This is a genomic window from Pseudomonas nitroreducens (assembly GCF_024170165.1).
In the GTDB taxonomy this organism is placed as follows: Bacteria; Pseudomonadota; Gammaproteobacteria; order Pseudomonadales; family Pseudomonadaceae; genus Pseudomonas; species Pseudomonas nitroreducens_C.
Genome location: NZ_JALJXP010000008.1, coordinates 90,894 through 103,569 on the forward strand (window position 1 = coordinate 90,894; position 12,676 = coordinate 103,569).

A 12,676-nucleotide genomic window follows, 5' to 3' on the forward strand; every position below is an offset into this window, starting at 1 on the left:
CTCGTTGCGCTGGAGATTTCCCTGATGTTGTTACGCGGCCTGACCTGGCTGGTGCTGTTCCAACTGCTCGGCACGGGCCTGAATGCTCTCATCCTGCACATGATTCCCGGCCCGATCATTGGGCTGGTGCTGCTGTTCGCCTTCCTGGTGTGGAACGGCGAGGTGAGCAAGCCGGTGAACGAGGCGGCCGCCTCGCTGCTGCGCTACCTGCCGTTGCTGCTGGTGCCGGCGGCGGTGGGCGTGATGGTCTACGCCAGGCAGATCGCCGCGGACTTCTGGGCCATCGTCGGCGCCCTGGCGCTGTCGCTGCTGGTGTCCTTCGTATTCGCCGGCTGGCTGATGCAGAAGCTCATCGACCGCCAGCGCAAGCAGAAGGAGGGCGCGTGATGTTCGACTGGGAAGGCGCGCTGAACTCCGTCATCCACCATCCGCTGTTCTGCGTCGGCGTCACCCTGGGTGCCTACCAGCTGGCGCTGGCCGCCTACGAGCGCACGCGCTGGGTGTTCCTGCAGCCGGTGCTGGTGTCGATGCTGATCGTCATCGCGGTGCTGCTGGCCTGCGGTATCGACTACACCGAGTACAGCAACAGCGCCAAGGTGCTGACCATCCTCCTCGGCCCGGCCACCGTGGCGCTGGCGGTGCCGCTGTTCCTCAACCTGAAACGCATCCGCCAGCTGTTCTGGCCGACACTGATCACCCTGCTGGTCGGCGGCCTGTTCGCCACCGCGCTGGGCATCGGCCTGGGCTGGCTGTTCGGCGTCGATCACGAATTGCTGATGAGCCTGGCGCCCAAGTCGGTGACCTCGCCGATTGCCATGCTGGTGGCCAGCCAGATCGGCGGCGTGGCGGCGCTGGCAGCGGTGTTCGTGCTGATCACCGGCGTGCTCGGTGCCATCCTCGGCCCGGAACTGCTGCGCCGTTTCGGCGTGCATCACCCGGCTGCGCAAGGCATGGCGCTGGGCATGACCGCCCATGCCGTGGGTACTTCACGCGCCCTGCAGGAAGGCGAGGAGTGCGGCGCCTTCGCCGCCCTGGCCATGAGCCTGATGGGCGTGGCCACCGCTGTGCTGCTACCGTTGGCGGTAGCGCTGATCGCCTGACGAATCGACGGAGTGTCCATGAGTTTCCCGCTGTTCCCCCTCAACACCGTGCTGTTTCCCGGCTGCCGCCTCGACCTGCAGATCTTCGAGGCGCGCTACCTGGACATGATCGGCCGCTGCATGAAGCAGAACGGCGGCTTTGGCGTGGTGGCCATCGTCGAGGGCGAGGAGGTTGGCGATGCACCGGAGCGCTACAGCCTGGTCGGCTGCGAGGCGCATATCCGTGACTTTCAGCAGCAGTCCAATGGCCTGCTGGGTATCCGTGTCGAGGGTGGCCGGCGCTTCCGCGTGCTCTCCACCAACGTGCAGACGGACCAGCTGACCGTGGCCGAAGTGCAGTGGCTGGACGAGCAGCCCGACCAGCCGCTGACCAAGGAACACGACGACCTTGCGGCGCTGCTCGAAGCGCTGTCCATGCACCCCATGGTCTCCGCGCTGGAGATGGGCGGCGAAGTCAGCGGCCAGCAGGCCCTGGCCTGCCAGCTCGCCTACCTGCTGCCCTTCGAACGCGACCAGAAGCAGGTTCTGCTGGAGATGGACGACCCCACCGTACGCCTGGCGCGCATCCAGGTGCTGCTGGAACAGTTGCAGGGCGACTTCGTCGCCTGACATGCCGACGCACCCTGCACGCTGGCTCCTACAGGGATACATCGGTGCACTGGGTGAGGGCAGGCCCAGGCACGATTTGCCCGTGGAAAACGACAAGGCCCGCGAGTGCGGGCCTTGTGCTTTTACGGGCAGGGAGAGCGCTCAGAACGAATCTCCCGGCACCCGCACCCAGCCTTCCATGAGGATGCGCGAGCTGCGGCTCATGATGGCCTTGGTCACGGTCCACTCGCCGTTCACCTGTTTCGCCTCGGCGCCCACGCGCAGGGTGCCGGAGGGGTGGCCGAAGCGTACGGCGCTGCGTTCGCCGCCGCCGGCAGCAAGGTTCACCAGGGTGCCGGGGATGGCCGCCGCGGTGCCGATGGCCACGGCGGCGGTGCCCATCATGGCGTGGTGCAGCTTGCCCATGGACAGCGCGCGCACCAGCAGGTCGACGTCGCCGGCCTGGACTTGCTTGCCGCTGGAAGTGACGTAGTTCTTCGCCGGCGCGACGAAGGCGATCTTCGGCGTGTGCTGGCGGGTCGCGGCTTCTTCCGGGGTCTTGATCAGGCCCATGCGCAGGGCGCCGGCGATGCGGAATTTCTCGAAGCGCGCCAGTTGCTCGGGGTCGCCATTGATCGCTTCGCGCAGTTCGGCACCGGTGTAGCCGATGTCCTGGGCGTTGACGAAGATGGTCGGGATGCCGGCGGTGATCATGGTCGCCTTGAAGGTGCCGATTCCGGGGACTTCCAGGTCGTCCACCAGGTTGCCGGTGGGGAACATGGCGCCGCCGTCTTCACCGTCATCGGACGGGTCGAGGAACTCCAGCACGATCTCGGCGGCGGGGAAGGTCACGCCGTCCAGTTCGAAGTCGCCGGTTTCCTGCACCTGGCCGTTGCTGACCGGCACGTGGGCGATGATGGTCTTCTGGATATTGGCTTGCCAGATACGCACCACGCAGGTGCCGTTGTCCGGGATGCGCGACGGATCGACCAGGCCTGCGTGGATGGCGAAGGAGCCGGCGGCGGTGGAGAGGTTGCCGCAGTTGCCGCTCCAGTCGACGAAGGCCTTGTCGATGGAAATCTGCCCGTAGAGGTAGTCGACATCGTGGTCGGGCTGGGTGCTTTTCGACAGGATCACGCACTTGCTGGTGCTGGAGGTAGCGGCGCCCATGCCGTCGATGTGCGCGCTGTACGGATCGGGGCTGCCGATCACGCGCATGAACAGCTGGTCACGGGCCGCGCCGGGCACCTGGCAGCGCTCGGGCAGGTCCTGCAGGCGGAAGAACACGCCCTTGCTGGTGCCGCCGCGGATGTAGGTGGCGGGGATCTTCACTTGGGGTACGTGGGGCATGGGTCGGGTCCCTGGGAATTCGGTGGTGGGCTGCCCTCTCCCTAACCCTCTCCCTGAAGGGAGAGGGGACCGTTGGGTGCAGGTTGAAACCATGGCGTCAGCCGGCACGGACAGCTCCCTCTCCCTTCAGGGAGAGGGCGGGGGAGAGGGGCTCTCAACCCGGCCCGCACAAGGCAGGCCGGAGCCGTTACATCACGCCACGGACGACTCGAGGAAGTCCTTGGCGAAGCGCTGCAGCACGCCGCCGGCGTTGTACACCTTCACTTCGGCGGCGGTGTCCAGGCGGCAGGTGACCGGCACTTCGACCACTTCACCGTTGCGGCGATTGACCACCAGGGTCAGGTCGCAGCGCGGCGAGACGTCGCCCTTGATGTCGTAGGTCTCGGTGCCGTCCAGTCCCAGGGACAGGCGGGTGGTTCCCGGCTTGAACTCCACCGGCAGCACGCCCATGCCCACCAGGTTGGTGCGGTGGATGCGTTCGAAGCCTTCGGCCACGATCACTTCCACGCCCGCCAGGCGAACGCCCTTGGCCGCCCAGTCGCGGGATGAGCCCTGGCCGTAGTCGGCGCCGGCCACGATGATCAGGTTCTGCTTGCGGTTCATGTAGGTTTCGATGGCTTCCCACATGCGCATCACCTGGCCTTCCGGCTCGACGCGGGCCAGCGAACCCTTCTTCACCTCGCCGTTGACCACGGCCATTTCGTTGACCAGCTGCGGGTTGGCGAAGGTGGCGCGCTGGGCGGTCAGGTGGTCGCCGCGGTGGGTGGCGTAGGAGTTGAAGTCTTCCTCCGGCAGGCCCATTTTCGCCAGGTATTCGCCGGCCGCGCTGTCCAGCAGGATGGCGTTGGACGGCGACAGGTGATCGGTGGTGATGTTGTCCGGCAGGATCGCCAGCGGCAGCATGCCCTTGAGCGTGCGCTCGCCGGCCAGCGCGCCTTCCCAGTACGGCGGACGGCGGATGTAGGTGGACATCGGGCGCCAGTCGTACAGCGGGCTTTCCGCTTCCTGCACGCTGCCCAGGTCGAACATCGGGATGTAGACCTGCTTGAACTGCTCGGGCTTGACGCTCGCCGCGACGATGGCGTCGATCTCTTCGTCGGACGGCCAGAGGTCCTTCAGGGTGACCGGGTTGCCTTGACTGTCGGTACCCAGCGGGTCCTGCTCGATGTCGAAGCGCACGGTGCCGGCGATGGCGTAGGCGACCACCAGCGGCGGCGAGGCGAGGAAGGCCTGCTTGGCGTAGGGGTGGATGCGCCCGTCGAAGTTGCGGTTGCCCGAGAGCACGGCGGTGGCGTAGAGGTCGCGGTCGATGATCTCTTTCTGGATCACCGGGTCCAGCGCGCCGGACATGCCGTTACAGGTGGTGCAGGCATAGGCGACGATGCCGAAGCCGAGCTTCTCCAGCTCCGGCAGCAGGCCGGCTTCTTCCAGGTACAGCTTGGCGACTTTCGAACCCGGCGCGAAGGAGGTCTTCACCCACGGCTTGCGCAGCATGCCCAGCGCGTTGGCCTTCTTCGCCACCAGGCCGGCGGCGATGACGTTGCGCGGGTTGGAGGTGTTGGTGCAGCTGGTGATGGCGGCGATGATCACCGCGCCATCGGGCATCAGGCCCTGGGCTTCTTCACCCTTGCCTTCCTGCAGCTTGGCTTCGTCGGCGATGCCGCGCTCGGCCAGCGCCGAGGTCGGCAGGCGGCGGTGCGGGTTGGACGGGCCGGCCATGTTGCGCACGACGCTGCCCAGGTCGAACTCCAGCACGCGCTCGTACTCGGCGGTTTCCAGAGCGGTGCTCCACAGGCCGAGGGTCTTCGCGTAGTTCTCCACCAGCTCCACATGCTCGGGCTCGCGGCCGGTGAGCTTGAGGTAGTCGATGGTCTGGCCGTCGATGTAGAACATCGAGGCGGTGGCGCCGTATTCCGGACACATGTTGGAGATGGTCGCGCGGTCGCCGATGGACAGGCTGTCCGCACCCTCGCCGAAGAACTCGACGTAGGCGCCGACCACGCGTTCCTTGCGCAGGAACTCGGTGATCGCCAGGACGATGTCGGTGGCGGTGATGCCCGGCTTGCGCTGGCCGGTGAGCTTGACGCCGACGATGTCGGGCAGGCGCATCATCGACGGGTGGCCGAGCATCACGGTCTCGGCTTCGAGGCCGCCGACGCCGATGGCGATCACGCCCAGGGCGTCCACGTGCGGGGTGTGCGAGTCGGTGCCGACGCAGGTGTCGGGGAACGCGATGCCGCCGCGCGCCTGGATCACCGGGCTCATTTTCTCCAGGTTGATCTGGTGCATGATGCCGTTGCCGGCCGGGATCACATCGACGTTCTTGAACGCGGTCTTGGTCCAGTCGATGAAGTGGAAGCGGTCCTCGTTGCGGCGGTCCTCGATGGCGCGGTTCTTCTCGAACGCATCCGGGTCGAAGCCGGCGGCTTCCACGGCCAGCGAGTGGTCGACGATCAGCTGGGTCGGCACCACCGGGTTGACCTTGGACGGGTCGCCGCCTTTCTCGGCGATGGCGTCACGCAGGCCGGCGAGGTCGACCAGTGCGGTCTGGCCGAGGATGTCGTGGCAGACCACGCGCGCCGGGTACCAGGGGAAGTCGAGGTCGCGCTTGCGGTAGACCAGCTGCTCCAGGGAGGCAGTCAGGTCCGCCGGCTCGCAGCGGCGCACCAGCTGTTCGGCCAGCACGCGGGAGGTATAGGGGAGCTTGTCCCAGGCGCCGGCCTGGATCGCCTCGACCGCCTCGCGGGCGTCGAAGTAATCCAGCGCGGTGCCGGGCAGGCGCTTGCGGAATTGGCTGTTCACGGTGGCGTTCATAGTTATTTACGGTCCTTGAGCGGCACGAACTTCAGGTCTTCAGGGCCTGTGTAGTTGGCGCTCGGGCGGATGATCTTGCCGTCGATGCGTTGCTCGATGACGTGGGCGGACCAGCCGGCGGTACGGGCGATGACGAACAGCGGGGTGAACATCGCGGTGGGCACGCCCATCATGTGGTAGCTCACGGCGCTGAACCAATCGAGGTTGGGGAACATCTTCTTGATGTCCCACATGATGGTTTCCAGGCGCTCGGCGATGTCATACATCTTGGTGTTGGACTGCTCGTTCGACAGCTGGTGAGCGACTTCCTTGATCACCTTGTTGCGCGGGTCGGACACGGTGTAGACCGGGTGGCCGAAGCCGATCACCACTTCCTTCTTCTCGACGCGGGCGCGGATGTCGGCCTCGGCTTCGTCCGGGTTGTCGTAGCGCTTCTGGATCTCGAAGGCCACTTCGTTGGCGCCGCCGTGTTTCGGGCCGCGCAGCGCGCCGATGGCGCCGGCGATGCAGGAGAACATGTCCGAGCCGGTGCCGGCGATCACCCGGGAGGTGAAGGTGGAGGCGTTGAACTCGTGCTCGGCGTACAGGTTGAGCGAGGTGTGCATGGCGCGCACCCAGGACTCGCGGGGCTTCTCGCCGTGCAGCAGGTGCAGGAAGTGGCCGCCGATGGAGTCGTCGTCGGTCTCGACGTCGATGCGCTTGCCGTTGTGGCTGAAGTGGTACCAGTAGAGCAGCGCCGAACCCAGGGAAGCCATCAGCTTGTCGGCGATGTCACGGGCGCCCGGATGGTTGTGGTCATCCTTCTCCGGCGACAGGCAGCCGAGCACGGACACGGCGGTGCGCATCACGTCCATCGGATGGGCCGACGGCGGCAGGGTTTCCAGGGCGGCCTTGACGCCGGCCGGCAGGCCGCGCAGGGCTTTGAGCTTGGCCTTGTAGCCGGCCAGTTCGGCGGCGTTGGGCAGCTTGCCGTGCACCAGCAGGTGGGCGATTTCCTCGAAGTCGCAGCGGTTGGCGAAATCCAGTACGTCATAGCCACGGTAGTGCAGGTCGTTGCCGGTACGGCCGACGGTGCACAGGGCAGTGTTGCCAGCGGCGGTGCCACTCAGGGCCACGGACTTCTTCGGCTTGAAGCCGGTGGTGGTTTCTGCGGTAGCGCTCATCGCGTGTCTCCTCATCAAATCCGGTTGCTTGTTCTTGTCCCCGGCGTGGCCGGGATATCGGTTCGAATCTGGTTGGCCGGCTCCCACGCGGGAGGCCGACCTGGCGTAGGGCGAATAACGCAAAGCGTTATCCGCCGTCACAGCCAAGGGTGGATAACGTCTGTGACGTTATGCACCCTGCGCTTCGTTCAGGACTGGCCTGGACGAAGGGGAAATCACTTCTTGCCGGCGGCGAACAGCGCGTCGAGCTTCTGTTCGAAGGCGTGGTAGCCGATGCGGTCGTACAGCTCGGCACGGGTCTGCATCAGTTCGATCACGTTCTGCTGGTGACCTTCCTGGCGGATGGCGGTGTACACGGTTTCGGCGGCCTTGTTGGCAGCGCGGAAGGCGGACAGCGGATACAGCTGGATGGCCACGCCGACCGAGGCCAGCTCGTCGCGGGTGAACAGCGGGGTGGCGCCGAATTCGGTGATGTTGGCCAGGATCGGCACGTTCAGCGCGTCGACGAAGCGCTTGTAGGTCGGCAGGTCGTAGGCGGCTTCGGCGAAGATCGCATCGGCGCCGGCCTCGACGTAGCGCTGGCAGCGCTCGATGGCGGCGTCCACGCCTTCGGCCTGGATGGCGTCGGTGCGGGCGATGAGGAAGAAGTCCGGGTCGGTCTTGGCGTTGGCGGCAGCCTTCACGCGATCGACCATCTCCTGGGTGGAGACGATTTCCTTGCCCGGGCGGTGACCGCAGCGCTTGGCGCCGACCTGGTCTTCGATGTGCGCAGCGGCGGCGCCGGCCTTGATCAGGTTCTTGACGGTGCGCTCGATGTTGAAGGCGCTGGGGCCGAAGCCGGTGTCGATGTCCACCAGCAGCGGCAGGTCGCAGACGTCGGTGATGCGGCGAACGTCGGTGAGCACGTCGTCCAGGGTATTGATGCCCAGGTCCGGCAGGCCGAGGGAGCCCGCCGCCACGCCGCCACCGGAAAGGTAGATGGCCTTGAAGCCGGCGCGCTTGGCCAGCAGGGCGTGGTTGGCGTTGATCGCGCCGATCACCTGCAGCGGCTTTTCTTCGGCAAGGGCTTCACGGAAACGTTGGCCGGCGGTCTTGTAGCTCATTGTTCACCTCGTTCGTTGGCTGTCTTGGCTTGGGCGTCCAGGTAGTGACGCTCCATATTGCGTTTCGAAGCGCCGATGTGACGGCGCATCAGCAACTCGGCCAGTTCGCCGTCACGGTCGGCGATGGCATCGAGAATCCGGTGGTGCTCGGAGAAAGCCTGGCGCGGGCGGTTGGGCGTCGCCGAGAACTGCAGGCGGTACATGCGCACGAGCTGGTACAGCTCGCCGCAGAGCATGCGGGTGAGGGTGCGGTTGCCGCTGCCCTGGATGATCCGGTAGTGGAAGTCGTAGTCGCCTTCCTGCTGGTAGTAGCCGCGGCCGGCCTGGAAGGCCTCGTCGCGCTCGTGGGTGTCGAGCACCCGGCGCAGCTCGTCGATCTCGGCCTGGCTCATGCGCTCGGCGGCCAGGCGGCAGGCCATGCCTTCGAGGGATTCGCGGATCTCGTAGAGCTCCAGCAGCTCCTCGTGGCTGAGCGAAACCACCCGGGCGCCAACGTGGGGCACGCGCACCAGCAGCTTCTGGCCTTCCAGGCGGTGGATCGCCTCGCGCAGCGGGCCGCGGCTGATGCCGTAGGTGCGCGCCAGCTCCGGCTCGGAAATCTTGCTGCCGGGGGCGATCTCGCCCTGGACGATGGCCGACTGGATCTTGCGGAACACGTGTTCCGACAGGGTCTCGCCGTCGTCGCTGGCAGGGGTGGGAAGAATCAGGCTATCGCTCATGGTGTCGACAATCTTCTTGATGTGCGGCGAAAGCTACCCCCGTAAACCCTCTGGGTCAATCGAGATCTGATGAATTGTCGACAATCGTCTAATCAGGGTTCGTGGTTATGCCGTGGCGGCGGTTCCGGCGGCAGCCCCCGCGGATGAATGGTGCGCGAGAATGGCGGATATCCCCTCGTCGGCCGCTGTGCCGGTTCGGCGCAGGCCCGCTAGGATCGGCTAAACGACGGAAGGATCGCCCATGCAACTCTATGATCGCTACGTGCTGCCCCGACTGATCGACTTCGCCTGCGGCATGGGTGATGTGATGAAGCAGCGCTCGCTGCTGGTGCCCCGTGCTCGCGGTCGGGTGCTGGAGATCGGCATGGGCACCGGCCTGAACCTGTCGTTCTACGACCCGGCGAAAGTGTCGACAATCGTCGGCGTCGACCCGGCGGCGCAGATGCAGAAGCTTGCCCGCAGCCGCGCCGGGGCCATTGGCATTCCGGTGGACATGGTGGCGCTGGAGCTGGGACAGATTCGTGCCGACGCCGGTAGCTTCGACAGCATCGTCTGCACCTTCACCCTGTGCAGCATCCCCGATGCGGTGGCGGCGCTGAAGGAAATGCGTCGGGTCCTCAAGCCCGGCGGCGAGTTCCTCTTCTGTGAGCACGGGCTGGCGCCGGATGCCGGCGTACGCGCCTGGCAGCACCGGCTGACGCCGGTGTGGAAGCCGCTGGCCGGCGGTTGCCATCTGGATCGCGACATGCCGGCGATCATCGAGTCCGGCGGTTTCCACCTGCGCGAACTGATCCAGGACTACCTGCCGGGCCCGCGACCGATGACCTACGTCTACCGCGGCATGGCCGACTGACGCGCGGGCAGGCGGTCGAGCACCTCGATGCTGAGGATGTAGGCGCTGCGCACGTAGAGGTCTTCCGGGTGTTCGAGCAGTCCCATGTCCGACTGGCAGTCGTTCACGCGCACCACGAAGGGTGCCGCGCCGTCGCACAGCGCGTGGTAGTCGCCCGGACTGATCCAGCCCTGGAGCACGGAGGACTCGCGGTTGTGTGCGCGAACCACGACTTCGACCTTGAGCTGATCGTCCATTGCCACATCACTCCACTGAGGGTGAGAAGAGGTGACAAACCTTAGCGTCCGGCCTGAATGGTCTCTGTCAGGTTGTTCTGAATGGCCTGTGGGACTATCCCGGGCGCATCAGGCGACCCGGTCGGTCGGGGTGACGTTGAGGATGTGCGTGCCGCTGAGGAACAGGTCCTGCACCGGGCCGGTGGGGCAGTGGCGGCTCTGGCAATCGCCCAGGCGCACCTCGAAGGGCGCGCGGCCGTCGCGCAGGGCGAGGTAATCCTCGCGGCTGATGCGGCCGTGGAGAATGCGTTGCGGGCGGTAGGGAGACCAGGTCTCCACATCGACCCAGAGACTGTCGGGAGCGAGGTTCATGGCGGTGGTCCGGCCGTTGCGAAAGGGGCGAGTACTCTAGACAGCGGACCAGCGCCGAATTCATCAGAACCCTCCGATATATTTGTAGGAAATTATTTTGCACTGACCGACGGCACGCTCTTACGGCAATGCCCGGTAGGCCGCCGCCCAGTCCTGGGCGAAGTCTTCGAAGCGCGTCGCCGTGGTGTTGGCCGCCGAGCGTGCCTCCAGCGCGCGAACCCGCCCGCTGCTGATCGCCTCGCCCAGCTCGGCGTAGCACCCGGCAACGCTGGTGGAACAACCGGCTTCCTGTAGCGCGGCGGCCAGTTCCGGCGGCGATACCGGCACGTAAGGCAGGTCCGGCCGGCCGATGGCTGCTCCCAGCAGGCGGGTGGCCTGGGCATAGCTGATATCGCGCTGGCCGAGCACTTCGCGGGTCACGCGACCTTGCCAGTCGCGGGCCAGCAGGGCGCGGCTGGCGGCGTCGGCGACGTCCCGGGCGGCGACCATCGGCACCGGCACGTCCGGCGCCACTGCATCGCTGTAGCAGTCGTAGGCGCGGACGATTTCCAGCGCGCCATACAGGTTCTCGAACAGCGCGCCGGAGCGCAGCATCAGCACATCCACCTCCGGCGGCAGCTGGCGCAGGCGCTGTTCCTGATCGTGCATGCTGATGATCGGCCCGGTGCCGGAGGGCACCCCGGCGCCCACGCTGCTCAGGAACACCACTCTGCGCACGCCGCTGGTGCGGATCGCGGCAAGGATCGCCTCGCCCTGGGCGGCCTGCTGCTGGCGGTAGTCCTCGGTGTCCGGGCCGTAGGCGAGCAGGGTGTAGACCGCTTCCGAACCTCGGAAGGCCTCGCTGAGGAAGGCGGCGTCGTGCGGCTCACCCACGGCGATCTGCGCGCCGGCGGCGGTCAGCGGCGCCAGGCGTTCGGCGTTGCGGCCCAGGGCGCGGACGGGCACGCCCGCCTCCAGCAGGGTCTGGCAGATTCTCGAACCGGTACGGCCGGTGGCTCCCATTACGGTGATCATGGCGGTGTCCTCGCTGCTGGCCGTCCCGCGGCGCCCGCCGTGGGTTCGTTGGCCTGGGTTCAGTCTGCTGCTGAATTTCTGGACGGTTAATGTCTGGAAATCGCAACTTCATGCTCATTCGTCCAGAAGTGCTGGACGCCGCCGGAGTGCCGGCCCAGTCTCAAGGCCATGAATGCTCCTACTGCGATTCCGGACCTGACCGATGCCTGGGCATCCACCGATCCCCTGGGAGAGGCGCTGCATTTCCTGCGCATGAGCGGCACCTTCTATTGCCGCTCGGAGTTCAGCGCGCCCTGGGGGCTGGACCTGCCGGCGATGCCGCAGTGCCTGATGTTCCACGTGCTGACCGTCGGCGAGTGCTGGCTGGAAGCCGAGGGCGACGAGCCGCGTCGGCTGGTGCCGGGCGATCTGGTGCTGGTACCCCACGGCGAAGGCCATCGCCTGGTGAGTGCACCGGGCCAGACGGCGGCGGGGTTGTTCGACCTGCCGCGCGCCTACGCCAGCGACCGCTACGAAGTGCTGCGCCAGGGTGGTGGCGGGGAGCCGACGGCGATGATCTGCGGTGCCGTGCGCTTCGACCATCCCGCCGCGCTGCAACTGGTGCGCCTGCTGCCGCGCGTGCTGGAGGCGCAGGTGCGCGATCCCGGCCAGCGCGACTGGCTGATGAGCACCCTGCAACTGATGGAGAACGAGGCGCGGGCCATGCGTCCCGGTGGCGAAACGGTGATCACCCGGCTGGCCGACATCCTGGTGATCCAGGCCATCCGCGCCTGGATCGAGCAGGACCCCACGGCCCAGACCGGCTGGCTCGGCGCGTTGCAGGATCGCCAGCTGGGCCGCGCGTTGAGCCTGATCCATCGTGACCCGGCGCGGGACTGGAACCTCGCGTCGCTGGCCGGCGTAGCGGCCATGTCGCGCTCCGCCTTTGCCGCCCGTTTCGCCGAAAAGGTCGGCATGCCGGCCATGCATTACGTCACTCGCTGGCGCATGCATGTGGCGCTGAGCTGGCTGCAGGAGCGGGAGATCGCCGTGGCCGAACTGGCCGAGCGACTCGGCTACCAGTCCGAGGCGGCGTTCAGCCGGGCGTTCAAGCGCTTTATCGGCGTCTCACCGGGCAGCGTGCGGCGCAGCTAGGTTGTGCCGTCGACTGTAGGAGCGGGCCATGCCCGCGATCCGTCGGCAGGGCCGACGCTTCTTTTGCTCTGGTGTTGCAGGTCTGCTGCGTTGGCTTGGGTGTTTCTGCGCCGCTTCGGCGTGCGCGCGGACCTCGTGTTTCGCCCCCCTCGGGCGAGTTACTTTTCCAAACGCCGAAAAGTAACCAAAAGGCTTGCCCCGGACATCCGGTTTTTCGCTTGGGGCGAAAAATACCCTCGCTGAACGGGGCA

The 12,676-nt window shown here is 66.7% G+C and carries 13 protein-coding genes; 5 read left to right on the forward strand and 8 right to left on the reverse strand.

Annotated features, from left to right (window positions below; translation table 11 throughout):
* Positions 1-24 precede the first annotated feature (24 nt).
* The 3 genes from J2T47_RS17290 to J2T47_RS17300 are packed head-to-tail and all read left to right on the forward strand — an operon-like array spanning position 25 to position 1,709.
* Positions 25-387, forward strand: a complete 363-nt coding sequence (locus J2T47_RS17290; protein WP_253449240.1) for a CidA/LrgA family protein — start codon at positions 25-27, stop codon at positions 385-387.
* Positions 387-1,100, forward strand: a complete 714-nt coding sequence (locus J2T47_RS17295) for an LrgB family protein (protein ID WP_253449243.1) — start codon at positions 387-389, stop codon at positions 1,098-1,100. The genes J2T47_RS17290 and J2T47_RS17295 overlap by 1 nt, the downstream gene beginning before the upstream one ends.
* Positions 1,101-1,118: 18 nt before the next feature.
* Positions 1,119-1,709, forward strand: coding sequence for an LON peptidase substrate-binding domain-containing protein (locus J2T47_RS17300; RefSeq protein ID WP_253449246.1), 591 nt, complete (start codon positions 1,119-1,121; stop codon positions 1,707-1,709).
* Between the two features lie 141 nt (positions 1,710-1,850).
* On the opposite strand, the gene prpF is transcribed toward J2T47_RS17300, so the two are convergent.
* The 5 genes from prpF to J2T47_RS17325 all read right to left on the reverse strand — a co-directional run bounded on the left by prpF (position 1,851) and on the right by J2T47_RS17325 (position 8,837).
* Positions 1,851-3,038, reverse strand: coding sequence for a 2-methylaconitate cis-trans isomerase PrpF (gene prpF / locus J2T47_RS17305; RefSeq protein ID WP_253449249.1), 1,188 nt, complete (start codon positions 3,036-3,038; stop codon positions 1,851-1,853).
* A 192-nt stretch (positions 3,039-3,230) separates the two neighbouring features.
* Positions 3,231-5,840: a Fe/S-dependent 2-methylisocitrate dehydratase AcnD gene (gene acnD / locus J2T47_RS17310; protein WP_253449668.1), complete on the reverse strand. Its 2,610-nt coding sequence runs from the start codon at positions 5,838-5,840 to the stop codon at positions 3,231-3,233.
* 14 nt (positions 5,841-5,854) lie between these two features.
* Positions 5,855-7,015, reverse strand: coding sequence for a bifunctional 2-methylcitrate synthase/citrate synthase (prpC, locus tag J2T47_RS17315; RefSeq protein ID WP_081517267.1), 1,161 nt, complete (start codon positions 7,013-7,015; stop codon positions 5,855-5,857).
* A gap of 215 nt (positions 7,016-7,230) precedes the next feature.
* The gene (gene prpB, locus J2T47_RS17320) at positions 7,231-8,118 is read right to left on the reverse strand and encodes a methylisocitrate lyase (protein ID WP_253449252.1); all 888 of its coding nucleotides are present in this window, start codon (positions 8,116-8,118) and stop codon (positions 7,231-7,233) included.
* Positions 8,115-8,837 carry a GntR family transcriptional regulator gene (locus J2T47_RS17325; RefSeq protein ID WP_253449255.1) on the reverse strand — a complete coding sequence of 241 codons (723 nt, stop codon included), beginning with the start codon at positions 8,835-8,837 and terminating at the stop codon, positions 8,115-8,117. Before J2T47_RS17325 ends, prpB begins: the two co-directional genes overlap by 4 nt.
* Positions 8,838-9,078: 241 nt before the next feature.
* On the opposite strand from J2T47_RS17325, the gene J2T47_RS17330 reads away from it, so the two are divergent.
* Entirely contained in the window at positions 9,079-9,690 is a 612-nt protein-coding gene (locus J2T47_RS17330; RefSeq protein ID WP_253449258.1) for a class I SAM-dependent methyltransferase, read from the forward strand.
* Here the strand turns inward: J2T47_RS17330 and J2T47_RS17335 are convergent.
* From J2T47_RS17335 to J2T47_RS17345, 3 genes are all read right to left on the reverse strand, one after another.
* A complete protein-coding gene (locus J2T47_RS17335; protein WP_253449261.1) occupies positions 9,669-9,926 on the reverse strand; it encodes a hypothetical protein in 258 nt (85 codons plus the stop codon). The genes J2T47_RS17330 and J2T47_RS17335 overlap by 22 nt on opposite strands.
* Before the next feature lie 108 nt (positions 9,927-10,034).
* Complete coding sequence (locus J2T47_RS17340) at positions 10,035-10,277, reverse strand: hypothetical protein (protein ID WP_253449264.1); 243 nt, start codon at positions 10,275-10,277, stop codon at positions 10,035-10,037.
* A 120-nt stretch (positions 10,278-10,397) separates the two neighbouring features.
* A complete protein-coding gene (locus tag J2T47_RS17345) occupies positions 10,398-11,291 on the reverse strand; it encodes an NAD(P)H-binding protein (protein ID WP_253449266.1) in 894 nt (297 codons plus the stop codon).
* Between the two features lie 168 nt (positions 11,292-11,459).
* On the opposite strand from J2T47_RS17345, the gene J2T47_RS17350 reads away from it, so the two are divergent.
* Positions 11,460-12,425, forward strand: coding sequence for an AraC family transcriptional regulator (locus J2T47_RS17350; protein ID WP_253449269.1), 966 nt, complete (start codon positions 11,460-11,462; stop codon positions 12,423-12,425).
* Positions 12,426-12,676: the final 251 nt, after the last annotated feature.

Excerpts from the sequence above, each read along its gene's own strand:
- J2T47_RS17345 (WP_253449266.1), bottom strand. The coding sequence starts at position 11,291 with ATGATCACCGTAATGGGAGCCACCGGCCGTACCGGTTCGAGAATCTGC.
- J2T47_RS17350 (WP_253449269.1), top strand. The coding sequence starts at position 11,460 with ATGAATGCTCCTACTGCGATTCCGGACCTGACCGATGCCTGGGCATCC.
- J2T47_RS17340 (WP_253449264.1), bottom strand. The coding sequence starts at position 10,277 with ATGAACCTCGCTCCCGACAGTCTCTGGGTCGATGTGGAGACCTGGTCT.
- J2T47_RS17325 (WP_253449255.1), bottom strand. The coding sequence starts at position 8,837 with ATGAGCGATAGCCTGATTCTTCCCACCCCTGCCAGCGACGACGGCGAG.
- prpC (WP_081517267.1), bottom strand. The coding sequence starts at position 7,015 with ATGAGCGCTACCGCAGAAACCACCACCGGCTTCAAGCCGAAGAAGTCC.
- J2T47_RS17295 (WP_253449243.1), top strand. The coding sequence starts at position 387 with ATGTTCGACTGGGAAGGCGCGCTGAACTCCGTCATCCACCATCCGCTG.
- J2T47_RS17335 (WP_253449261.1), bottom strand. The coding sequence starts at position 9,926 with ATGGACGATCAGCTCAAGGTCGAAGTCGTGGTTCGCGCACACAACCGC.
- J2T47_RS17290 (WP_253449240.1), top strand. The coding sequence starts at position 25 with ATGTTGTTACGCGGCCTGACCTGGCTGGTGCTGTTCCAACTGCTCGGC.
- J2T47_RS17330 (WP_253449258.1), top strand. The coding sequence starts at position 9,079 with ATGCAACTCTATGATCGCTACGTGCTGCCCCGACTGATCGACTTCGCC.
- J2T47_RS17300 (WP_253449246.1), top strand. The coding sequence starts at position 1,119 with ATGAGTTTCCCGCTGTTCCCCCTCAACACCGTGCTGTTTCCCGGCTGC.
- prpF (WP_253449249.1), bottom strand. The coding sequence starts at position 3,038 with ATGCCCCACGTACCCCAAGTGAAGATCCCCGCCACCTACATCCGCGGC.
- prpB (WP_253449252.1), bottom strand. The coding sequence starts at position 8,118 with ATGAGCTACAAGACCGCCGGCCAACGTTTCCGTGAAGCCCTTGCCGAA.